We start from the raw sequence: 23,246 nt of genomic DNA on the forward strand, positions 1-23,246 counted from the left end.
CGCCTCCCCCGCCTCTTTCCCCGCAGCCGTACTTCATTTCGCCTGACCTCAGCCGGGCGCGCCTGATTGCGCGCGCTCGCGGTCAGCCATGACCTTTGCGTGGAAGACACACCAACATGCTTCGCAATACCTCCCTGGTGCTCCTCATGGGCACCTGCAGCCTTGCCTGGGCGGACGCTGCCCCGGTTGAACTGAGCGCCACCACCATCGACGGTGAACGCGACGCCGCCAGCGGCGTGCAACTGGACGAGCCGATCCGTACCGGCTCGCGCCTGGGCCTCACCGCACGAGAAACGCCTGCCTCGGTCAGTGTCTCGGACCGCCGCCTGATCGAAGAGCGCGACGCCAAGGACAGCCAGGACGTGATCAACGCCATGACCGGCGTCAACGCTTCGGCCAACCCCGGCTTTGGCGGCTTCGTCGCCTACCGCGGCTTCACCCAGAACCAGGTTACCCAGTTGTACAACGGCATCAACCTGGGCTACAGCAGCGCCACCCGGCCAGTGGATGCCTGGGTGCTCGACCGCGTCGAGCTGATCGGCGGGCCGTCGTCGTTCCTGCATGGTGCGGGCGCGGTAGGCGGCTCGATCAACTACATCACCAAGTTGGCCAGCCGCGATCAACAGACCATCGACGGCCGTATCCGCTATGGCAGCTTCGACGACAGCGAAGTGGCGTTCGGCATCAACCAGGCACTGGCCAGCAACCCCGCCGATGCCCGCCACTTCATGCGCCTGGACTTCAGCCGTGGGCATGGCAACGGCTACATCGACCGCAACGAACGGCACACCGACAGCCTGGCCTTCTCGCTGCTCAGCGACCTCGCCCCCAACCTCACCCATACCCTGGCCGTGGAGTACCAGGAAGATCGCGAAGACAGCCCGTATTGGGGCTCACCGATCCTGCCCGGGCGCAGCACGATGAAAATCGACAACAGCCGCCGCTTCGAAAACTACAACGTCGGCGACGGGCGCTATGAGCAGCGGGTACGCTGGCTGCGCTCGATCCTCGACTACCAGCTCAGCGACAGCACCAGCGTGCAGAACACGCTGTACCACTACAACGCCCAGCGCGACTACCGCAACCTCGAACGCTACAGCTACACCGACGATGGCAAGGTACGCCGCAGCAGCCCTTACCTGCAGCGCCATGACCAGAACCTGCTGGGCGACCGCATCGAGCTGCGCCACGACAACCAGCTGCTCGGCCTGGCCAGCCAGTGGTCACTGGGGCTGGAGTATTCGCGCATGCGCCAGACCCTCTACCCCACCTCGAGCAGCTGGAGCGACGTGGTCGATGCCGAGCACTTCGACCCCGGCAGCTTCGACGACATCCCCGGGGTGAATGCCGGCCTGACCAAGCAACGCCGTCACGAGGTGACCAACCGCGCAGTGTTTGCCGAAAACCGCCTGCAACTCACCGAACGCCTGGCCCTGCTGACCGCCTTGCGCTACGACTACCTGGACATGCAAGTGACCAACTACGGCGCGGTGACGCCAACCTCGCCGGCGTTCTTCGAGCGGCGCTGGGAGCCGCTTTCCGGGCGTATCGGCCTGACCTATGCGCTGACGCCCTCGGCCAGCCTCTATGCGCAGTACAGTACCTCCGCCGACTTGCCGGCCGGCTCGCTGGCGGCAGCGACCTACTCCAACGTCGGGCTGTTCGACCTGTCCAAGGGCGAGCAGTGGGAAGTGGGCAGCAAGTTCGACTTTCTCGACGGGCGCGGTGCGGCCACGCTGGCGCTGTACCAGATCGTGCGCAAGGACTTCGCCGTGCGCGACGCCAACGACGCCAACCTCACGGTCCAGGCCGGGCAGCAGACCTCGCGCGGTGTCGAGCTGTCCGGGCGGCTGCAGGTGACACCAAAGCTGCTGGCCGAGGCCAACTATGCCTACGTCGATGCGCAGTACGACGAGTTCAACGAGGCGGTCAATGGCGTGTCGGTGTCGCGCAAGGGCAACGCACCGGTGAACGTACCGGGCAACATCGCCAACCTGTGGCTGACCTACAGCCTGACCCCGGCGTGGTCGGTGGGGGCAGACGGGCGCTATGTGGGCTCGGTGTATGCCGACAATGCCAACAGCCTCAAGGCCCCGGCCTACACCCTGTTCGGCGCGTTCGCCCGCTACCGGCTGGATGAACACACCTCACTCACCGGGCGGGTACGCAACCTGACCGACGAGGTGTATGCCAAGCAGGCCTACAACAGCCAGTACTACATGGGGCCGCCGCGCACTTTCGAACTGGCGCTGGACATGCGTTTCTGAGCGCATGGCTTGTCTTGCATGAACACCCCGGCCTGCGTTGGCTCCTGTGGGAGCGGACCGCGCAAAGCGAACAACTCGCGGTTGATTCAGGTATCCCGAGGTCGCCCTCGACAAAGCGTCCTCCAGCGCCCGGTTATCTACTGGCAAGCACAACAATGATGGCGCGGCCCGACCGCGCCACTTTCATCATGCCTGCCAATGGAACCGGAGAGCACTCGCATGCCCACACCTCACGAGGTATCCCCCGCCACACTGCGCCGGGTGATCGCCGCCTCGGCCATCGGCAATTTCGTCGAATGGTTCGACTTCGCCGTCTACGGCTTTCTCGCTACCCTGATCGCCAGCCAGTTCTTCACCGGCGAAGACGCCAGCGTGGCCTTGCTCAAGACCTTTGCGGTGTTCGCCGTAGCCTTCGCCCTGCGCCCGCTGGGCGGCATCGTGTTCGGCGCGCTGGGTGACCGCCTGGGGCGCAAGCGCATCCTGTCGCTGACCATCCTGCTGATGGCCGGCTCCACGACCCTGATCGGCCTGCTGCCGACCTACGCCAGCATCGGCCTGACAGCCCCCGCACTGCTGACCCTGGCGCGCTGCCTGCAGGGCTTTTCTGCCGGTGGCGAATATGCCGGGGCCTGCGCCTACCTGATGGAGCACGCGCCCAACGACAAGCGCGCCTTCTATGGCAGCTTCGTACCGGTCTCGACCTTTTCCGCGTTTGCCTGTGCGGCAGTGATCGCCTATGGCCTGGAAGCCAGCCTGTCGGCCGAAGCGATGAATGCCTGGGGCTGGCGCATCCCGTTCCTGATCGCGGCACCGTTGGGGCTGGTCGGCCTGTACCTGCGCTGGCGCATGGAAGAAACTCCGGCGTTCCGCGAAGCCATCGCCCAGGGCAAGGAGCATGAACATTCGCCGCTCAAGGAAACCCTGCGCAACCACGGCCGGGCGATCCGCAACCTGGGGGCCTTCATCTCGCTGACCGCGCTGTCGTTCTACATGTTCACCACCTACTTCGCCACCTACCTGCAACTGGTCGGCAACCTGACCCGCGCGCAATCGCTGCTGGTGACCACCGTGGCCCTGTTGTTCGCCGCCGTCGGCTGCCCGCTGGCCGGCGCGTTCTCGGACCGCGTAGGGCGGCGCAAGACCATCGGCTTTACCTGCCTGTGGGTGATGCTGTGCGTGTTCCCGGCGTACTGGCTGGCCAGCTCCGGCTCGATGTCCGGCGCGCTGCTGGGGGTGATCCTGCTGGCAGTGGGGGCATTGTGCAGTGGTGTGGTCACGGCGGCATTGCTGTCGGAAAGCTTCCCTACCCGCACCCGCTATACCGCTTCGGCGATTACCTACAACGTGGCCTATACCCTGTTTGGCGGCACCGCGCCGTTGGTGGCGACCTGGCTGATCGGGCAGACCGGCAGCAGCCTGGCACCGGCGTTCTACCTGGTGGTGATTGCGCTGGTGGCCTTGGTGGGTGGGTTGGCGTTGCCGGAGACTTCGCGGATTTCGTTGCATGATGAGGCGGGAACGGAAAGCGCGCGGCCCGGAGCCCGTAGTACCGTTTGATATTTTGGGGGCTGCTTTGCAGCCCTTCGCGGGCTTGCCCGCTCCCACAGGGATCGCGCAAGCCCGCGAAGGGCCGCAACGCGGCCCCGGGGGCTCAACCCTCCTGCACCTCTTCGCGCCGATACGCCCACTGATACAACGCCGGCAACACCAGCAAGGTCAGTGCAGTGGAGGACAGAATCCCGCCAATCACCACGGTCGCCAGCGGCCTCTGCACCTCGGCCCCGGTCCCGGTAGCCAAAGCCATCGGAATGAACCCCAGCGACGCCACCAGTGCCGTCATCAGCACCGGCCGCAAGCGCGTCAGCGCGCCCTCCTCGACGGCCGCCCGCAGCGTACGCCCCTCCTCCCGCAGGCCACGGATAAAGGCGATCATCACCAGCCCGTTGAGCACCGCCACCCCCGACAAGGCAATGAACCCCACGCCAGCGGATATGGACAACGGGATGTCCCGCAACCACAGCGCCAGCACCCCGCCAGTGAGGGCGAACGGAATGCCGGTGAACACCAGCAGGCCATCCCTGAGGTTGTTGAACATCATCAGCAACAGTGCCATGACCAGCAGCAAGGCCACCGGTACCACCACCTGCAGACGCTCGGCCGCCGACTGCAGCTGCTCGAACTGGCCACCCCAGCGTGTCCAGTAACCCGGTGGTATCTGCACCTGCTCGATCAACGTCTGTTCGGCCTCCTCGACGAACGAGCCCAGGTCACGCCCGCGCACGTTGGCACTGACCACTACCACCCGCTTGCCATCCTCGCGGCTGACCTGGTTCGGCCCCAGCTGCAGGTTCAACGTGGCCACCTGCGACAGCGGGATGAAGCCGATCTGCCCGGCACCCGCTGCAGCGCTGGCCGGCACCGGAATCAGCAGGCTGGCCAGCCCGTCGACATCGGTACGCAGGGTTTCCGACAGGCGCACCACCATGTCGAAACGGCGGTCACCTTCGTACAGCGTGCCGGCCGTGCGGCCCCCCACGGCAATGGCAATGGCGTCCTGCACGTCGCCCACGTTCAGGCCATGGCGTGCCGCCTTGTCGCGGTCGATATCGATGGTCAGCACCGGCAGGCCAGTGGTCTGCTCGACCTTTACCTCGGACGCGCCCGGCACGCCTTGCAGGCTGCTGGCGATCTGCGCGGCGGTGCGGTTGAGCACGTCCATGTCGTCACCGAACAGCTTGACCGCCACATCGCTGCGCACCCCCGATATCAGCTCGTTGAAGCGCAACTGGATCGGCTGCGACAGCTCGTAGTTGCTGCCTGGCACGCTGGCAGCGGCACGTTGTACCTCAGCGATCAGCTCATCACGCGGCTTGCCCGGGTCGCCCCATTGCTCACGCGGACGCAGCATCACATAGGCGTCGGAAATGTTCGGCGGCATCGGGTCAGAGGCGATCTCGGCGGTGCCGGTGCGGGCGAACACCCGCTCCACTTCCGGCACCTGGGCAATGATCGCCTGTTCCAGACGCTGCTGCATGTCGACCGATTGCGACAGGCTGGTGCCCGGCACGCGCAGGGCCTGCAGGGCGAAGTCGCCTTCGCTGAGGCTGGGGATGAACTCGCTGCCCATGCGGCTGGCCATTACCCCGGACAACAACACCAGGGTGGCGGCGGCGGCGAACGCCAGCTTGCGCCGGCCCAGCACCCAGGCCAGCACCGGGGCATAGCGCTGGCGCGCCGTGCGCATTACCAGGCCTTCCTCTTCCTTGACCTTGCCAGTGACGAACAGGGCAATGGCCGCTGGCACGAAGGTAACCGAGAGGATCATGGCACCGAGCAGGGCGATGACCACGGTAAAGGCCATAGGGTGGAACATCTTGCCCTCCACCCCGGTCAGGGCAAAGATCGGCAGGTACACCACCATGATGATCAACTGGCCGTAGATCAGCGGCCGGCGCGCCTCACGGGCGGCCGCAAACACTTCATGGAAGCGCTCGGCGCGGCTCAGCATGCGGCCATGGCGTTGCTGGGCGTGGGCCAGGCGGCGGATGGCGTTCTCCACGATCACCACCGCGCCGTCGACGATGATACCGAAGTCCAGTGCGCCCAGGCTCATCAGGTTGGCGCTGACCTTGTTGCTGAACATGCCGGTGAAGGTGAACAGCATCGACAACGGAATGACCATGGCGGTGATCAGCGCAGCACGGATGTTGCCCAGGAACAGGAACAACACGGCGATGACCAGGATGGCCCCTTCGACCAGGTTCTTCTTCACCGTGGCGATGGCCTTTTCCACCAGATTGGTGCGGTCGTACACCGTCACCGCGACCACGCCCTTGGGCAGGTTGCGGTTGATCTCCACCAGCTTGGCGGCGACCGCCTGGGACACCGTGCGGCTGTTCTCGCCAATCAGCATGAACACCGTGCCCAGCACCACTTCCCGGCCATTTTCGGTAGCCGCGCCCGAGCGCAGCTCTTCGCCCAGGCCGACCTGGGCAACATGGCTGACGCGGATTGGCGTGCCGTCGACACTGGAGATGACGATGTTGGCGATGTCCTCGGCCGATGCCACCTGGCCTGGCGCGCGGATCAGCAACTGCTCGCCATTGCGCTCGATGTAGCCGGCGCCGACGTTGGCGTTGTTGCGTTCCAGCGCCGCGATCAGGTCGTTGAGGGTGAGCTTGTAGGCCGCCAGGCGCTTGGGCTCCGGCGCAATCAGGTACTGCTTGGCATGGCCACCGATGCTGTTGACCTCGGCCACCCCGGGTACATTGCGCAGTTGCGGCTTGATGATCCAGTCCTGGATCACCCGCAAGTCAGTCGGGGTGTAGGGCGTGCCGTCCTCCTTCAGCGCGCCCTGCTCGGCCTCCACCGTCCACAGGAAGATTTCACCCAACCCGGTGGAAATCGGCCCCATGCCCGCTTCGATGCCATCGGGCAACTGCTCGCGTGCCACTTGCAGGCGCTCGTTGACCAGTTGACGGGCGAAGAACAGGTCGGTGCCGTCGTCGAAAATGACCGTGACCTGCGACAGGCCCGAGCGCGACAGCGAGCGGGTCTGCTTGAGCCCAGGCAGGCCGGCCATGGCGGTCTCGATGGCGAAGGTGATGCGCTGCTCGGTCTCCAGCGGCGAATAGCCGGGCGCGGCGGTATTGATCTGCACCTGGACGTTGGTGATGTCCGGTACAGCGTCGATCGGCAGTTTCTGGTAGCTGTGGATACCCACCGCAGCCATCAGGACCACGGCCAGCATCACCACCAGGCGCTGCTCGATGGCAAATTGGATCAGGCGTTCGAACATGCAGGCGTCCCCGTGATCAATGGCTGTGCTCGGCCGAGCCCTTGCCCAGCTCGGACTTGAGGACAAAGCTGCCGGCGGCGGCCACCTGGGTTCCGGCGGCAAGGCCGGTGGTGATTTCCACCTGGCCGGCGTCGCGGCGGCCGGTCTTCACCGGGCGGGCCTCGAAGCCTTCCTCGGTGCGGGCAAACACCACGGTCTGCTCCTCCCAGGTTTGCAGGGCGCTTTCCGGCACCACCACGGCGGCTTTGAAGCGCTCGACGCTGACCGCAACATTGACGAACAGCCCCGGGCGCCAGGCGCCGTTGGGGTTGGCCAGGGTGGCGCGGACAGTGGCAGCGCGGTTCTGCTCCCCGAGCAGGCTGCCAACGTAGTTGACCTTGCCCTCGACCTGGGCCCCCAGGTCCGGCGCGCTGACCGTGACATTGCGGCCGGTGACCACCTTGTCCAGATCGCGCGGGGCGACGGCGAAGGTGGCCCAGACCCGGTTCAGGTCAGACAGGGTGAAGGCGTTGCTGGTCTCATCGACCACCTCGCCCACGGTCAAGTGCTTTTCCACCACCACTGCATCGAACGGCGCGCGTAGTTCATAGCGGTTGCCGGTGCCGGCCGGCCCCACGGCGGCGACCTTCTGCCGGGCGTTGGCCAGGGCAATCTCGGCTTCCTGCAAGGCCTGGCGGGCCTGCTGGTAATCCTGCTCGGCGCTGATGCGTTCCTGCCACAGCTGCTGTTCGCGCTGGAAAGTCAGGCGCGCCAGTTCCAGGCGGCGCTGGGCAGCTTGTTGCTCGCTGCGCAGGTCGGAAATCTGCTGGCTGGCGATTACCGCCAGCACCTGGCCGCGCCTGACCGCCTGGCCCAGCTCGGCTTGCACCGCCTCGACCACGCCGGGCACGCGTGGCACCACATGGGCGGTACGGTCTTCGTCAAAGCGGATTTCACCCGGGAAGCTGATGGCGGTACCCAGCTCACGAGGGCCGGCGTTGGCCAGTTGCACACCGGCCGCTTCGATCTGGGCGATGGACAGGTGCAGCTTGCCCTCTTCTTCTTCGTGGCCTTCGCCGGCCTGTTCCTCGCCGTGGCCGTGGCTGTCGCCGTGGTCGTCGTGCCGGGCTTGCGTGCTCGACGCCTTGCCAAGGTTGTCGGTCCAGGCCAGGCCACCCAGGCCAAGCGCGGCAATGGCGGCAGCCAGAAGGGCTATCTTGCGTGGATTAGTCATTGTTGCTCCTGCTGTTCAATTTGTTGCTCAGGCCATCGAGGTCGCCATAGATCCGCTCGACCTGCGCCCGCGCGTCGGTCGCCGAGGCTAGTGCCTCGAGGTACAGCCCGCGTGCCTCGATCAGCGTGCGCTGGGCGTCGAGTACATCGAGAAAGGCGAACTTGCCCATTTCAAAACCGCGGGTGGCGGTGTCCACGGCCTGCTGCGCAGAAGGCAGGATGGTGCGGTCGTAGGCCTGCACTTCCTGCATGGCCGTGGCCCACTGGCTGACCGCGCTGCGGGTTTCACTGCGCAAGCGCAGCTCCACGGCGTTGCGCAGGTCACGCGCCTGGTCGGCACGGCGCGCCGCGGCCAGCACGTTGCCCTGGTTGCGGTCGAACAACGGCAAGGGCATCGACAGGCCCACCACATTGACTCGCTCGCGGTCTTCGCGGCTGTACTGGCTACCCAGGCTGACGGTGAGGTTGGGAATGCGCAGAGCCTTTTCCGACCCGAGGGACGCGTCGCCGCGCTCGACCTGGGCGGCGGCCAGGCGCCATTCGGCCGTCTGCTCGACCTGGCTGAGCAGGGCGTCGGCGCTGGGCGCGTCACCGGGGGACAGGTCGGCGGCCTGCAACTGGTCGAAGCTTGCCAACGGGCTGCCGGTCAACCGTGCCAGGGCCTGATAGGCCACGCTGCGCTGGGTTTGTGCACGGCGCACTTCGGCCTGGGCCTGGGCCAGCTGCACCTGGGCCCGGGTGGCCTCCACGGGCGATGACTGGCCGGCGGTCACCCGCCCCTGCACTACCCGCAGCCCACGCTCGGTCAACGCCTGCGATTGCTGCGCCAGTTCAAGCGCAGTCTGCGCGCGCAAGGCCGCATGGAAGGCCTGCACCACATCGGCGCGCAGGCCGTTGCGCTGGCGCTCCAGGTCCAGCTGGGCAATGGCCTGGCCGGCTCCGGCCACGGCGATGCGTGCGCCGCGCTTGCCGCCCAGCTCCAGCGCTTGGCTGAGGGTGACAGTGGTGGTGCTGGTGTCACGCCGGGTGTCCTCGACCTCCCAGGACAGTTCCGGGTTGGGGATTAGCCCGGCCTGGCGCCGCTCGCCGTCGGCAATGCCGATGTCCCGGCCAGCCGCGGCCAGTTCCGGGTTCTGGGCAAAGGCGGCGTCAAGCGCCTGGGGCAGGCTCAGGCTCTGGCTGGCCTGGGCGCTGGCGGCGCCGGCCAGCAACAGGCAGAGCAAGGCGGTCTTGCGGTGAATGGGCACGAAACAGGTCCTCGTCGGCGAGCTTTGGCGAGGAACTGTAAAAAGCCGTGCTTATCGGGGGGGTGGCGGAAAAATTACAATTCTGTAATCCAGCCTGCGTTCTCTCCTACCGGGGATGTGTACACGCAGGGTTCGATAATCGCCCACTTTCCTGGCACAGCGGTTTAGTCCAATTGACTAAACTAACCAGGCGGTACAAAACTAGGTGAATCCAACAACAACAAAGCGATGCCCGTAATGAAGCCCATTATTCTCGTGCTCAACGGCCCCAACCTGAACATGCTGGGCACCCGCGAGCCTGCCCAGTACGGCTACGAAACCCTCGCCGACCTGGCCCGGGGTTGTGCCGATACTGCCCATGCCCATGGCCTGGAAATTGAATTCCGCCAAACCAACCACGAAGGCGAACTGATCGACTGGATCCATGCCGCTCGTGGTCGCTGCGCCGGCATCGTGATCAACCCCGGTGCCTGGACCCATACCTCAGTGGCCATCCGCGATGCCCTGGTGGCCAGCGAAGTGCCGGTTATCGAAGTGCACCTGTCCAACGTGCACAAGCGTGAACCGTTCCGTCACCTGTCGTTCATATCGTCCATCGCCGTCGGGGTCATCTGCGGCCTGGGCAGCCATGGCTACCGCATGGCCATCAGCCACTTCGCCGAAAGGGTGCAGGAGCACGGCGCATGAGCCAGCAAGCCATCCTCGCCGGCCTGATCGGCCGCGGCATCCAGCTGTCGCGCACCCCAGCCCTGCACGAACACGAAGGTGATGCCCAGGCGCTGCGCTACCTGTACCGGCTGATCGATGCCGACCAGCTGCACCTGGACGACAGCGCCCTGCCCGGCTTGCTCGACGCCGCCCAACACACCGGTTTTACCGGGCTCAACATCACCTACCCGTTCAAGCAGGCGATCCTGCCGTTGCTCGACGAACTGTCGGACGAAGCCCGCGGCATCGGCGCGGTGAACACCGTGGTGCTCAAGGACGGCAAGCGGGTCGGTCACAACACCGACTGCCTGGGCTTTGCCGAAGGTATGCGCCGTGGCCTGCCCGACGTGGCACGGCGCCAGGTGGTGCAGATGGGTGCCGGTGGCGCCGGTTCCGCCGTAGCCCATGCCCTGCTGGGTGAAGGGGTCGAGCGGCTGGTGCTGTTCGAAGTGGATGCGGCCCGTGCGCAAGCCTTGGTAGACAACCTGAATGCCCATTTCGGTGCCGGGCGCGCCGTGGTCGGCACTGACCTGGCCACGGCTCTGGCCGAGGCGGACGGGCTGGTCAACACCACGCCGGTGGGCATGGCCAAGCTGCCGGGCACGCCGCTGCCGGTGGAGCTGCTGCATGCGCGGTTGTGGGTGGCGGAGATCATCTACTTCCCGCTGGAAACCGAACTGCTGCGCGCCGCCCGGGCACTGGGCTGCCGCACCCTGGACGGCAGCAATATGGCCGTGTTCCAGGCGGTGAAGGCGTTCGAGCTGTTCAGCGGGCGCCAGGCGGATGCGGCGCGGATGCAGGCGCATTTCGCCAGTTTCACCTGACAGATCGTTGTTGGCTTCTTCGCGGGCTTGCCCGCTCCCACAGGTACTGCGCAAATTTCACTGATTACGCAAATCCCTGTGGGAGCGGGCAAGCCCGCGAAGAGGCCGGCACAGACCACTTACTCTTTCTCATCCAGCAAAGCCTGTATAACCTGCTCCTGCCCCCCATAATCCCCCTCGCCAAAGTGCACATGGCGCACCTGCCCCTTGCGGTCGACAAAGTAGTGCGCCGGCCAGAACTGGTTGCCCCAGGCATTCCACACCTTGTAGTCGTTATCCACCGCCACCGGGTAACCGATCCCCAGCCTGGCCACCTTGTCACGCAAGGTGCCCACATCGTGCTCGTAGTCGTACTCCGGGGTGTGCACGCCGACCACCACCAGGCCCTGGTCGGCATAGCGCCGCGCCCATTCGTTCACATGGGGCAGGCTGCGCCGGCAGTTGATGCAGTCCCAGGTCCAGAAGTCCACCAGCACCACCTTGCCCTTGAGCCCGGGGCCATCCAGCGGCGCCGAATTGAGCCACTGGCTGGCTCCCGACAGCGACGGCATGGCACCGTAGCTGTCGCGGGCCATCAGGTGCCCAGCCAGGCCCAGGCCGGCCAGCGCCAGGGCAATGCCGCCAACCTTCAACAACAAGCGTCGATCAATTCTCATGGCAACCGCCGGTGGCGTAGGTACGGTACTGCAGGCTCTGCTGCTGGCCCTTGGAGTCGAGGTAGTCCATGCGGGTGTTCACCAGGCCGCAAGCATCACTCTGGTCATCCTGTATCGACAGCACTTTCTTCACATCCAGGTGGTCGCCGTAACGGTACTGCATGACCCCGGTATCGTTCATCGGCATCGTGGAGGCCTGGGCGGCAATGGCGCCGAAGCTGAGCACGGCGAACAGGCTGGCACTGACGAAGGTATTGAGTTTCATGGCATCTCTCCTGTGTAACGCTTTGGGGGTGGGGAGGTGTGCTCCCCGGTCGAGAGCCATTTCACGCCAGCCAGGTATCCCGTATGTGTCGCCCGAAGCGGTGATGTGCTTCCTCCTGTGTCTGTCCGCACGCCAGATACACTGCAATACAAAACCCCGCAGGCAAGGGCGAACACGCTCGGTACACTGCGCCCATCCCCTCTTGCACAGGAACGCAGCGCATGGAACACGTCGATCACATCCTGATCGTCGACGACGACCGCGAAATCCGCGAACTGGTCGGCAACTACCTGAAAAAGAACGGCCTGCGCACCAGCATCGTCGCCGACGGCCGGCAGATGCGCGCCTTTCTCGAAGCCAACAGCGTCGACCTGATCGTCCTGGACATCATGATGCCCGGCGACGACGGCCTGCTGTTGTGCCGCGAGCTGCGCGCCGGCAAGCACCGCAACACCCCGGTGCTGATGCTGACCGCGCGCAACGACGAAACCGACCGCATCATTGGCCTGGAAATGGGCGCCGACGATTACCTGACCAAACCGTTCTCGGCTCGCGAACTGCTGGCCCGCATCAACGCCGTGCTGCGCCGCACGCGCATGCTGCCGCCCAACCTGACCATCAGCGAAAGCAGCCGCCTGCTCGGCTTCGGCCAGTGGCGGCTGGACACCACCGCGCGCCATCTGCTCGACAGCGAAGGCACCCTGGTTGCCCTGAGTGGTGCCGAATATCGCCTGCTTCGGGTGTTTCTCGACCACCCGCAGCGGGTGCTGAGCCGTGAGCAGTTGCTCAACCTGACCCAAGGCCGCGAAGCCGACATCTTCGACCGATCCATCGACCTGCTGGTCAGCCGCCTGCGCCAGCGCCTGGGAGACGACGCCCGCGAACCCAGCTGCATCAAGACCGTGCGCAGCGAGGGCTACGTGTTCTCGCTGCCGGTGCAACTGCTCGAGTCGCCATCATGAAGTGGCCACGTACCCTGGCCTCGCGCCTGGCACTGATCTTCTTCACCGGCCTGGTGCTGGCCTACGGCCTGTCGTTCGGCCTGCAGGCCTACGAGCGCTACATCAGCAGCCGCTCGATGATGCTCAGCACCCTGGAGCAGGACGTGGCCACCTCGGTGGCCATCCTCGACCGCCTGCCCGCGGCCGAGCGCGCCGCCTGGTTGCCACGCCTGGAGCGGCGTACCTACCGCTACCGGCTGGACCATGGCCTGGCGGGCGAAGCCATGCCCAGCAGCGACCCGCCCATGGCTGCCGACTCGATCGTCAAGGCCATTGGCGCCGACTATCGCCTTTCCTTCCAGGAAATCCCCGGCCCGAACGCGCACTTCCAGGCACACCTGACCCTCGCTGATGGCGCACCGCTGACCATCGACGTAACCCCATCGCCGGTTCCGGTGGCACGTTGGCTGCCCGTGGTGTTGCTGATCCAGTTGGCCGTGCTGTTGCTGTGCACCTGGCTGGCGGTACGCCTGGCGATCGGCCCGCTGACCCGCCTGGCCCGCGCGGTGGACAACCTCGACCCGGACAAGCCTGGCGTGCAGCTGGATGAAAGCGGCCCGCGCGAGGTGCGCTACGCCGCCGTGGCCTTCAACGCCCTGCAGGCGCGCATCGCTGCCTACCTCAAGGAACGCATGCAGTTGCTGGCAGCCATTTCCCACGACCTGCAAACGCCGATCACGCGCATGAAACTGCGCGTCGAAGTGATGGACGACGGGGTTGAAAAGGACAAGCTGTGGAGCGACCTGGGCGAGATGGAACACCTGGTGCGCGAAGGCGTGGCCTATGCCCGCAGCATGGACACCAGCACCGAGGCACCGTGCCGGGTGAACCTCGATGCCTTCCTCGACAGCCTGGTGTTCGACTACCAGGACAGTGGCGCCCGGGTCGAGCGCCATGGCAGCAGCGGCAGCCTGCTGGAAACTCGCCCCCATGCGCTGCGACGGGTGCTGGTGAACCTGGTGGACAACGCTCTCAAGTTTGCCGGTGCTGCCGAGCTGGAGGTGGGCCGCGAGGGTGACATGACCGTGATCCGCGTGCTCGACAACGGGCCAGGCATACCTGGTGACGAACTGGATGAAGTGCTCAAGCCGTTCTATCGCGTGGAAGGCTCACGCAACCGCAGCACCGGCGGCACCGGGCTGGGGTTGGCGATTGCCCACCAGCTGATCCAGGCCATGGGTGGCCGACTGACCCTGAGCAATCGCGCAAGCGGCGGGCTGTGCGCGCAGATCGAGCTGAAGTAAGGCAATCTCAGGCAGGAGCGGCCTTGTGTCGCGATCGGGCCGCAAAGCGGCCCCGGCAAATCATGCGCCGAAGCTGAAAACCTGGGGCTGCTTCGCAGCCCATCGCGACACAAGGCCGCTCCTACAGGGACTGCGGCGCTTGAGCGACTTCTACAATCCGATACACAACCCCACCACCGCCGACACACTGCAGATACCCCTCCCCGACACACTTCCGGTCACACAACCACACCCCGGGAGCCTCCCTGATGAAACCCCTCACCCTTCCCTCCGGCTGGAAGCTGTTCGCCACGCTCGCCGGCCTGACCCTGGCGATGACCGCCATGGTCCTGGCCAGCCAACCTGATCCCGACGGCCTGCGCAGCGCGATCCGTGCCACTGCGCGCAGCTCCTTCGCGCTATTCCTGCTGGCCTTCCTGGCTTCGTCGCTGGTGACCCTGCTGCCTGGCACAAGCAGCCGCCGCCTCCTCCAGGAACGGCGCTATCTGGGGCTGGCATTCGCCTTTTCCCACACCGTGCATGGCGTACTGATCTACCGCTACGCCCAGCAATTCCCCGAGCTGTTCTGGGCCGGCCGCACGCTCACCTCCAGCCTGCCCGGTACCCTCGGCTACCTGTTCCTGCTGCTGCTGACCATCACCTCGTTCAAGGCCCCGATGCGCCTGTTGGGTGGCCGTGCCTGGCAGGCCCTGCACAGCACCGGCATGTGGGTACTGGCCGCGGTGTTCTGCCTGTCGTTCTACAAACGCATCCCCATGGGCGGCTGGTACCCGCTGGCGTTCGCCCTGATGTTCAGCGCCATCGCCGTCAAGCTCACCGCCAAGCTGGCCCGTCAGCAACGCCGTAACGCCCGTGCCCTTTCCTGAAGAGAGAAACCAGCATGACTACCTTGACCCGCACCCTGACCACCTTCGACCGTTTCGGTACCTGGAGCGCCGACCTGCCGTTGCGGCTGTTTCTGGCCTGGGAATTTTTCGAATCCGGCTGGGAGAAATTCAATGGCAGCAACTGGTTCGCCGACCTGCAAGCGAACTTCCCGTTCCCCTTCAACCTGCTGCCTGCAGAGCTGAACTGGCAGCTGTCGATGTGGGCGGAGCTGATCCTGCCGTTACTGCTGTTGCTGGGGCTAGGTACCCGGCTGGCCTCGTTGGGGCTGATGGTGCTGACCGTGGTGGCGATTGCCGCGGTGCATTGGCCGGCGCACTGGTCGAGCCTGGCCGAGCTGGCCCAAGGGTATGCGATTACCGACCAGGGTTTTGGCAACTTCAAGTTGCCGCTGATCTACCTGGTGGCGTTGCTGCCACTGCTGCTGAAAGGGGCTGGGAGGTTGAGCCTGGATCATTGGCTCAGGGGGCGGTTCTGCAGGTGATTTCGCCGGGGCTGCGTTGCAGCCCATCGCCGGCTTGCCGGCGATGGGGCGCAAAGCGCCCCCCATACCAACGATTCAACCTGTACCGATGATAACCCCCTGCTCGCGCAGCCCCTCCAGCAACGCCAACCCCTCTTCCATACCACCTCCCAACGCCTCCAACCGCACCCGCCCACTGCCCTGTTCCAAGGCCAGTAACCGGTACGCCAGCGGTGCCAGGCGCGCGAAGCGCACTTTCAACTCCGCATCGCGATAAACCAGCAACAAGGTCGGCGTCTCTGGCGCGACCGCTGGCTGGTAATCCGCCCCGATCCGCTCCACCGGCCAGCGATAGGCCAACACCCGTGCCACGCACGACAACAGTGGCTCCCCTTCCAGCAGGTCGCCTGCCGGGTCATGGGCCGGGTCCTCGGCATCGCTCAGATACAACTGCGCCTCGACCCACTCATAGTGCGCCAGCTCCAACTGCCAGGGCGCATCCAGCTCGATGCCTTGCAGGTACTCGACGAACGCTTCGGCAATCTCGGTGAACAACGGCGTCTGGCTGCGATAGTTGGCATAGAAATCTCGCACTCGCGCATGCCAGCGCTGTTCGCCCAACGCCTGGCGCATCACCGGAAAACTGCCGGCCAGCAAACCTTCGATAGCACCATAGAACAGCTCGCGGTAAATCTTCAGCCGCCGGGCCTCTATGCCAGGCGGCGGCGCATGGCGCTGCGGGTCACGCAGGTGCCGGGCCAAGGTGTACTGCTGCTCACGCAAGGTCTCATTCATTTGCATGCCCTCCCGAAACACGCTGCACAGTGCTGATGCGCGCCGTTTCGGCGAGCAGTTCGGCCAACGGCGGGTAGTTGAAATCACGCTCGAGCACGGTCGGTTGCACACCAAAGCGCGCACAGGCGACCGCGTACAGCGCCCATACATCTTCCTTTACCGCAGCCCCGTGGGTATCTACCTTGAGGTCCGGCGCTTCATCGTAATGGCCGGCCACGTGCATGCCGGTCACCCGCGCCAGGGGCAAGCCTGCAAGGAATTCGTGGGCGTCGTAGCCGTGGTTGCAGGCGTTGACGAAGACGTTGTTGACGTCCAGCAGCAGGTCGCAGTCGGCCTCATCAAGTACCGCACGGATGAAATCGAGTTCGCTCATCGCCTGGTACGGCGCGGCGTAGTAGCTGATGTTTTCCACGGCAATGCGCCGTTCCAGGTATTCCTGGGCCTGGCGAATCCGCGCGGCCACATGGCGCACCGCTTCGTCAGTGAATGGAATTGGCATCAGGTCGTACAGGTGCCCGTCATCGCTGCAGTAGCTCAGGTGCTCGCTGTACAGGCGTACCTGATGGCGATCGAGAAACTGGCGGGTCTGGCCAAGGAAATGTCGGTCCAGCGGCTCGCTGCCACCCAGCGACAACGATAGCCCGTGGCAGGTAATGGCAAAACGCTCGGCCAGCTGCGCCAGCCCCTTGCCGTAGGCACCACCTACGGCAATCCAGTTTTCCGGTGCGCATTCGAGAAAGTCCACGGCGTCAGTTTCCATGGCCAGCAGTTCCGGCAACAGCCCGCGGCGCAGGCCGAGCCCGACCCGTAAAGGGACGGGAGACAAAGATGTGGGGTGCATGAGCAGGTCTCCGCAACAGGCACAACGCCCCGCCTGACCAGCAGGAGGGGCGTTGCGCGGTTCGTGGGGCAGAAGGTCAGGGCTTGCCGGTCAGGTGGCTGAACAAGCCTTCGGGCATGGCCTTGCCATTAGCCTGGTAGATCGCCTTGAGGTGATCCGCGGCTTCCTGCTCGGAGATGAAGCCATCATGGTTGCGGTCGATCTTGTCGAAGTCGCCGGCACGGTCCTTGGCCACCACCAGGAACTCGTCGCGCGAGACCTTGCCGTCGTGGTTGCTGTCGGTCTTGGCGAACGAGGCATCACCACACTTGCCCTCGCCACACTTGCCCTCGGCACCGGCCTTGGCGCTGGCGCCGCACTTGCCCTCACCGCATTTGCCTTCGCCCTGGGTGGCCTTGGCGCTGCCACCACATTTGCCTTCACCACACTTGCCCTCGCCGGCCACCTTGGCCGAAGCCAGCTGGTAACCCTGGGCCAACGGCTCGACGGCAAAGGCGCTGCTGCTCAAAGCCATGCTGCCGATCAGGGCAGCGCCGAGCAGGCCGAGGGTGTTTCGTACTTGAGTCATGGTGTTGCTCCACTGTGGTTGGAATGTGGAGCCATTAGGCCGTTGCGGTATGTCGTGGATGTATCGCACGGGGTGCGGTTTTGTATGGGAATGGGTCTGCGGCGTGAGCAGATACAGTGGGATACACAACGGCCCCGAGGTGCGCCGGGGCCGTTGTGCCGGGTCAGTCTTCCAGCGGTTTGGGCGGCGCGGCCGGTTTGGCGGGCTTGCTGTCCTTGGCCTTGGCTTTGGTTTCCGGTACCGCCGCGGCCACAGGCTCGGGCGCCGTCACGGCTTTTTCGCTGGCGGGCAGGTCATCGACCGCCTTGAGAATCACCTGCGGGTCGATAACCTCGCCACTCTCGTCGTCCTTGAGCATGTGCCGCTCACCGTCCTTGCCCACCAGGATCACCTTGGTGCCTTTGCTGGCACCCAGCTTCAACTCGCGGATCAGGGCCATGGTGGTCTGCTGCTCGAGGTTCTTGTCCTCACGCTTGCCCATCATGTTGGCGACGCTGTAGACCACCAGGTTGCGCTCTTTGAAGGCGGCCTGGGTGGCCGGGTCCTTGAGGGCTTCGTTCAACCCACGCAACGTCGGGTCGGCGCTACTGGGCGCAATGACGACCAAGGGCCTGGCCTTGCCCAGTTCCTTGGCCAGCGGCGCGTCACTGTCGGCGGCAAATACGGGGCCGACAAATGCGAGCAAGGTGGCGAGGGTCAGTGACCGGACGAGCATGCGTATCTCCTTATTCTCTCGATAAACCAAAGACTACAGATCAGGGAGAAAGATCCTACAAGCGAGCCTAAACCAACCGAGCCGGCACGTGCGTATGCAAAGGTAACCTGGCATTTCCCCCAGGCACATGCGGCGCTCAAGCACGCCGTCGATGCCCGATAATCAGCATAGTTCATCGCCATACCACTGCCCGTGCCGGCACCGACGACTTCAAGTCGCCGCCTGTTCTGCCTGCCCGTCCAGCGCATCGAGCGTCAGCGTCATCATCAGTTCGCGTTCCGCCGCCTGCCGCTCGCTGGCCACCCGGTTGATTTCGGTCAAACGCTCCGCCTCGGGCAGGGTGAAATTGCCCTGCAACGCCTCCAGGCGCTCGTGGAAGGGGGCGTCGAGCAACTCGAACCGCGCTGCATGGGCAGCGCGCAGGTGAGCTTGCCAGAAATCGCGCACGATCAATGAACTGGCAAGCCGCTCCCCGGTTTCATTGGCCAGCACCCAGTTCCGCGCCTGCGCCAATTGCGCTGCCCCTACCTGGGCAAGCGTACGAAACGTCATGCCACTGGTCAGAACCGGGAGCTCAAGTTGCTCGCGCAGGCCCAGACGATAAGCCAGCACTATGTCGATCGGGTCTGTGCCTCGCCCTTCGAACTCACGCGCAAGCACATCCTGCTGGGCAAACTGATCGACCTCATCCAGCCGCCACATTTGCCGACCGAGCCGCAGCAGTGCTTGCTCCTGCCCGCCCGCCGCCTGAGTACGGGCCCGCCACGCCAGCAAACGCAGCTCCAGGTCACTGAAACGCAGGGCCACGCTGTCCTGGCAGGTCAACTGCTCGGCGTCATTGAACATCAGGTCGCGAAGCTCGTCCGACTCTCTCATGGCACGCAGCAGTTCCAGCACCCGGCCAGCCAGGTAACGTGCCCCGGTCAGATGCTGGAAGTCTTCGGTCTCCATCAAGCGTTCAAGCAGGTTGAAGAACTGCGTGGCATCAGGCATGGCTTCCAGCGCCTCCCAATGGGCACCGAGCTCGGTACGCAAGCTGATCCCGGCAGCATCCATCCAGCGCAACCGCGCGGGCACCGCCGCCGCGCCCCCATCGGCCATTGCGGCAAGCAACACTGCATGCAACCGTTGGGCTTCGGGCTCGCTAAAGGGGTTACCTCTAAGGCGCACTTCGTGCTCCATCCACAGCCGGGAATCATAGAAACCCTCCGGCATGGTGGTTATCAGGTTGTCGCGAAAGTCCACCACCCTCAAGGAGGTGCTTTGGAGGAGACCATAAGGGACATCCCGTATGCCCGTGTCGGCAAGCCGCAGCTCGCGCAGGCGCGGCAGCCCACTCAACGAAAACGGTCGACCCAGAGGGTTATGCGACAAATCGACGGACACCAGGTTGGGGCAGCTGGCAAGAATGGTGGCTTGCCCGGCATCCAGGCGGATGCGGTTTCGCTGCAGGCTCAGACGCTGCAGGTTGGGCATGCCCAGCAGCGCTTGCGGGATTCGGGCGAGCCGGTTGTTGGGCATCTCCAGGCCACGGATATTCGGGAATGCGCGCAAGAAACTCTCGGGCACATCCTCAAGCTGCATGTTCTGCAGCGTCAGCACATGCACATGGGCAAACACCACCTGCTCGGAAAACGCCGGCAGGTTACTGGTGCGCATTTCAGTCATGTCCCAACGGTAGACCGTGCCAGGCCCCACCTCGTGCGCCCCCTCCTCGAGCATCTGTTGCCAGCAGCAGCGCAATGCACGTCGCAACCTGCGCCTGTTCTCTCGCTCGGCGGTGTCGGGGGCTGCATGAACCCAGCGCCGCAGCTGGGTAGTGAGTGCGTCGAAGGCCTGTTCGTACTGCTGCAACGTGCGCTCCAGCCCCAGGACCGAATTGCGCGCCCGCTCTACCCAGGCAAACACCTGCTCATCGGTGAAGGTCGGGTACAGGTAACGCACGCGGCGCAGGATCGGCCCGGGTCGATACGCACTCGGCGAGCCGCCCGGAAGACGCCCGCTCAAGGGATAACCGATGCGGCCGTCCGCCAGCCGGGTGGGTAGGTGCAGCCCCGACGTACGCGAAGGGCTGAGCAGTTGCTCGACAGCCTGACGCCTGGCCAGGGCCTGGCGCGTGAGCAGCACCCGCAGGTTATGGGCAAAAGGCTCGGACACCTGCAGGGCTGCGCGCAGGTCATCGCCATAGGCATGGCTGATGACCTCGAACAGCTCGCCCGCCTCACCAACGGCCAGCCCTTGCGGGCCGATACGCTGGAACAGCCCGTCCTCGAAAGCCAGGTCGCAGACCGGGCTACCCGCCTGCATCGTGGCCACCGGCGCAGCGCGCTCCCCGCCATTGAACAGCCGCCAGCGTATCCCACCGCTGGCCGCCGGCAAGTGCTCGAGCATCGCCAGCACAACGCGGGCAAGGTCGAGGTTTTGCGGGGTGTCCCAGTGCAGCGCTTCGAACACCCGAACCTTGCGCACGTCAGTCAGTCGCTGCCTGGCGGCCTCGCCCAGGCGTAACGGGATACGCCCGGTCAGTTGCAAGCGCTCACGGTCCGCTGCACTGGCCCTGGCCAGCAGCGCCTGAGCGGCACGCCAATGAAGGCCGGGGAACACACGCCGCAGTGCCGTGATGTCGGGGTTGCCTGCCGACACCTGGGCTTCGGCCTGATAAACCTGCTCGAACAACCGCCGCCGCTGGGCCCAGGCCAGGTCCGCCAGGGCTTGCCCGGAAAGGCCAGCGGCCCCTTCGAGGCCTTCGAGCTGCGCCAGCACCACACTGTCTTCGGGTTGCTGCCCTGACCGCAAACGGGCCACCAGCGTACGAATGCGCTGGTCGATCAGCACCCGCTGGGCGCTGTCGACTACCCCCGGCTCCGGCGCCCGTCCCAGTACATGCCAGGCTCTTAGCTGGTCGCTGCCCAGGCCATGGATGCCCAGCACTTCGTCAACCTGTTCGTCCTGCAACTGCGCCAGTTGGCCGCCCAGGCGCCTGAACAGGTAGCGAGGCGCATCCCACTGCAACGGCTGTTCGTACCAGAGCCGCCAGGCGCCGGCACCATTGTGCACCAGCAGCGGCCCGTGGCCATGGCGCGGCAGCAATTGCCAGCAGCCATCGGTACTGCGCTGCACCACCCGGTAGAAGTGCTCATCGATGGCCACCCAGGCCCGCTCACCCTGGCGCCAAACGCCTTGCGCATCACTCAGCGCATCGGCAGGCGGCGCCTCGCCACGAAAGGCTGCCAGGTCACCGTCCCATAAACACACGGCACCGTCCTCCAGGCGCGCCTGGGGCATGCTGTCGACCCGCAGCGAGCGCTGCCACAGGCGCCGCGCCCCGCCCAGCGCGGTGCCTGTGGCAGCGATCACGGCCAGGTCGATGGCCACCTCGGTGACATGGTCCAGTGCTTCACGAACCTCCCCTTCCTGCCACGCCGCCACCGACTGAAACACGTCATCCAGCCATTTCCAGGCAAGCATGGCCAGCAGCACGGTTCCCAGTGCAGGCAGGTAAAGACTGGCAGCACTCAGGGCGGTCAACCCCAACGCCGCCAGGCGCTGCGCGTGCGCCTGCTGGACCTCCCGGTCCAGCTTCGCTACAGAAGGCGCGAACACTTGCGCATCATCCTTGACCTGGGCAACACGCAGTGCCGCGAGGTGTTTGAACACATAAGCCCCCATAGGGTGCATGCGCTCATCAAGGTCGATGTTGGCCCATTTCGTCAGGTCATCGTAGCCCGCCCCGATGCGCGAAAAAAACGCCTGGCTGTCACGCGCCCGCACGAAGCGAGCGAAAAACTGCCGGTATGTGGCCATGCGCAAGCGCTGCCCCAGCACGCGCTGGGCAAATTGCTGCAAATCGTCATGGGCGCTCCACGCGCCTTGAGGGTCACCCGGGATATACACCAGCACGCGTCTGGTACTGGTGTGCAGCGGGGCAAAGGTCTCATCGCGAACGTCGAGCACCACGATCTGCTGCAGCGGGCAACCCAGCACTTCGAGGCGCTTGCCCAGCACCCGAGTATCATCGAGCTGGGATAACCAACCGTCACGCCACAGTTTGACCAGCAACTCGAGCTCTGCTGCGTCGAGCACACCCGCGTGGCGAGCCTGCATGGCAGCGATCAACATGCCGTGGCGCACGCTGTCGGCCAACAACGCCTTGCTCTGCGGAGTTGCCAGGTGGCTGTCCAGATGCTGCTGGTAACGCTGGCCCAGGTCCAGCTCGCGTACCAGGCTGGCAAAGGCCATGGCGCTGGGAGCCTCCAGTGGCATGCCGTCGGCCTCGTAGAGGCCACAGTCCGGCGCCTGGCCACCGGCCTTGGCCTCGGCAGCGGTAAAGCCGTGCAACGCAGCCTCGAGCAGGGGAATCTGGTAATAGACCCGCTCGGTCAAAGGCACGCGAATCGGCGCATAGGTGCTCAGTGGTTTTTCAAATGCCGCGCGCATCCACAAATGATCAAGGTCCTGTTTCAGGCCGTAGCGGGCTTGCAGTGCCTGTTTCAGCAAGGGCGTGGCGAAGCGGTCGATTGGTACAATCTGCTGCAACAAGGCCTGCAAGCGGTATCGGCAGTCCAGGCTGCCCCTCAATGCCTGGCACAGGACCCTCATGTGCTCGGGGTTGCCCGGGCGCATCCAGCCGGGCAAGCGCTTGGCGATGATGGCGTCCTGCTCGGCTTGTTCGAGCAGGTCGTGTGTGGCTTGCAGGGTACCCATGATGCCGCCTCCGCGTGCTGAAAAAACGCAAGGCTATCGGCGGGCGAGACACC

Annotated in this window: 18 protein-coding genes; 8 read left to right on the plus strand and 10 right to left on the minus strand. The window is 65.1% G+C overall.

The window, feature by feature from the left end; genetic code table 11:
* Positions 1-116 precede the first annotated feature (116 nt).
* Together J5M71_RS22790 and J5M71_RS22795 are read left to right on the plus strand one after the other, a co-directional pair.
* Complete coding sequence (locus J5M71_RS22790; protein WP_207837359.1) at positions 117-2,267, plus strand: TonB-dependent receptor; 2,151 nt, start codon at positions 117-119, stop codon at positions 2,265-2,267.
* A gap of 219 nt (positions 2,268-2,486) precedes the next feature.
* Positions 2,487-3,824 (plus strand): MFS transporter, encoded by a 1,338-nt coding sequence (locus J5M71_RS22795; protein WP_207837362.1) that lies wholly within the window; start codon positions 2,487-2,489, stop codon positions 3,822-3,824.
* Positions 3,825-3,918: 94 nt separating this feature from the next.
* Here J5M71_RS22795 and J5M71_RS22800 read toward each other — a convergent pair whose 3' ends face one another.
* Genes J5M71_RS22800 through J5M71_RS22810 form a run of 3 tightly spaced genes read right to left on the minus strand, consistent with a single transcriptional unit; the run spans position 3,919 to position 9,524 of the window.
* A complete protein-coding gene (locus tag J5M71_RS22800; protein ID WP_207837365.1) occupies positions 3,919-7,065 on the minus strand; it encodes a CusA/CzcA family heavy metal efflux RND transporter in 3,147 nt (1,048 codons plus the stop codon).
* Positions 7,066-7,081: 16 nt separating this feature from the next.
* Entirely contained in the window at positions 7,082-8,278 is a 1,197-nt protein-coding gene (locus tag J5M71_RS22805; RefSeq protein WP_207837368.1) for an efflux RND transporter periplasmic adaptor subunit, read from the minus strand.
* On the minus strand, positions 8,271-9,524 hold the full coding sequence (locus tag J5M71_RS22810) for a TolC family protein (protein ID WP_207837371.1): 1,254 nt from the start codon (positions 9,522-9,524) through the stop codon (positions 8,271-8,273). Before J5M71_RS22810 ends, J5M71_RS22805 begins: the two co-directional genes overlap by 8 nt.
* A 237-nt stretch (positions 9,525-9,761) precedes the next feature.
* Here J5M71_RS22810 and aroQ point away from each other — a divergent pair, with 237 nt between their 5' ends.
* Both aroQ and J5M71_RS22820 read left to right on the plus strand, forming a co-directional pair.
* The gene (gene aroQ / locus J5M71_RS22815; protein ID WP_207837374.1) at positions 9,762-10,211 is read left to right on the plus strand and encodes a type II 3-dehydroquinate dehydratase; all 450 of its coding nucleotides are present in this window, start codon (positions 9,762-9,764) and stop codon (positions 10,209-10,211) included.
* Positions 10,208-11,056 (plus strand): shikimate dehydrogenase, encoded by an 849-nt coding sequence (locus J5M71_RS22820; protein WP_207837376.1) that lies wholly within the window; start codon positions 10,208-10,210, stop codon positions 11,054-11,056. The genes aroQ and J5M71_RS22820 overlap by 4 nt, the downstream gene beginning before the upstream one ends.
* Before the next feature lie 119 nt (positions 11,057-11,175).
* Here J5M71_RS22820 and J5M71_RS22825 read toward each other — a convergent pair whose 3' ends face one another.
* A complete protein-coding gene (locus J5M71_RS22825; protein WP_233687780.1) occupies positions 11,176-11,712 on the minus strand; it encodes a thioredoxin family protein in 537 nt (178 codons plus the stop codon).
* Positions 11,702-11,977, minus strand: coding sequence for a DUF2790 domain-containing protein (locus J5M71_RS22830; protein ID WP_207837377.1), 276 nt, complete (start codon positions 11,975-11,977; stop codon positions 11,702-11,704). The genes J5M71_RS22825 and J5M71_RS22830 overlap by 11 nt, the downstream gene beginning before the upstream one ends.
* 221 nt (positions 11,978-12,198) lie before the next feature.
* On the opposite strand from J5M71_RS22830, the gene J5M71_RS22835 reads away from it, so the two are divergent.
* The 4 genes from J5M71_RS22835 to J5M71_RS22850 all read left to right on the plus strand — a co-directional run bounded on the left by J5M71_RS22835 (position 12,199) and on the right by J5M71_RS22850 (position 15,591).
* Entirely contained in the window at positions 12,199-12,939 is a 741-nt protein-coding gene (locus J5M71_RS22835) for a response regulator (RefSeq protein ID WP_003250463.1), read from the plus strand.
* On the plus strand, positions 12,936-14,222 hold the full coding sequence (locus J5M71_RS22840) for a HAMP domain-containing sensor histidine kinase (protein ID WP_207837379.1): 1,287 nt from the start codon (positions 12,936-12,938) through the stop codon (positions 14,220-14,222). The genes J5M71_RS22835 and J5M71_RS22840 overlap by 4 nt, the downstream gene beginning before the upstream one ends.
* A 248-nt stretch (positions 14,223-14,470) precedes the next feature.
* Positions 14,471-15,088: a ferric reductase-like transmembrane domain-containing protein gene (locus J5M71_RS22845; RefSeq protein WP_207837381.1), complete on the plus strand. Its 618-nt coding sequence runs from the start codon at positions 14,471-14,473 to the stop codon at positions 15,086-15,088.
* A 14-nt stretch (positions 15,089-15,102) separates the two neighbouring features.
* Positions 15,103-15,591, plus strand: coding sequence for a DoxX family protein (locus J5M71_RS22850; RefSeq protein ID WP_207837383.1), 489 nt, complete (start codon positions 15,103-15,105; stop codon positions 15,589-15,591).
* Between the two features lie 75 nt (positions 15,592-15,666).
* Here the strand turns inward: J5M71_RS22850 and J5M71_RS22855 are convergent, their stop codons facing one another.
* The 5 genes from J5M71_RS22855 to J5M71_RS22875 form a co-directional block, all read right to left on the minus strand.
* On the minus strand, positions 15,667-16,365 hold the full coding sequence (locus J5M71_RS22855; protein ID WP_207837385.1) for a putative DNA-binding domain-containing protein: 699 nt from the start codon (positions 16,363-16,365) through the stop codon (positions 15,667-15,669).
* Entirely contained in the window at positions 16,358-17,206 is an 849-nt protein-coding gene (locus tag J5M71_RS22860; protein WP_207837388.1) for a DUF692 domain-containing protein, read from the minus strand. Before J5M71_RS22860 ends, J5M71_RS22855 begins: the two co-directional genes overlap by 8 nt.
* 76 nt (positions 17,207-17,282) lie before the next feature.
* On the minus strand, positions 17,283-17,774 hold the full coding sequence (locus J5M71_RS22865) for an EF-hand domain-containing protein (RefSeq protein WP_207837390.1): 492 nt from the start codon (positions 17,772-17,774) through the stop codon (positions 17,283-17,285).
* A gap of 163 nt (positions 17,775-17,937) precedes the next feature.
* Positions 17,938-18,489 carry a DUF4174 domain-containing protein gene (locus J5M71_RS22870; RefSeq protein ID WP_207837393.1) on the minus strand — a complete coding sequence of 184 codons (552 nt, stop codon included), beginning with the start codon at positions 18,487-18,489 and terminating at the stop codon, positions 17,938-17,940.
* Between the two features lie 210 nt (positions 18,490-18,699).
* Positions 18,700-23,193, minus strand: coding sequence for an NEL-type E3 ubiquitin ligase domain-containing protein (locus J5M71_RS22875; protein WP_207837396.1), 4,494 nt, complete (start codon positions 23,191-23,193; stop codon positions 18,700-18,702).
* Positions 23,194-23,246 lie beyond the last annotated feature (53 nt).

It is taken from the genome of Pseudomonas sp. 43(2021) (assembly GCF_017490805.1).
Lineage (GTDB): Bacteria > Pseudomonadota > Gammaproteobacteria > Pseudomonadales > Pseudomonadaceae > Aquipseudomonas.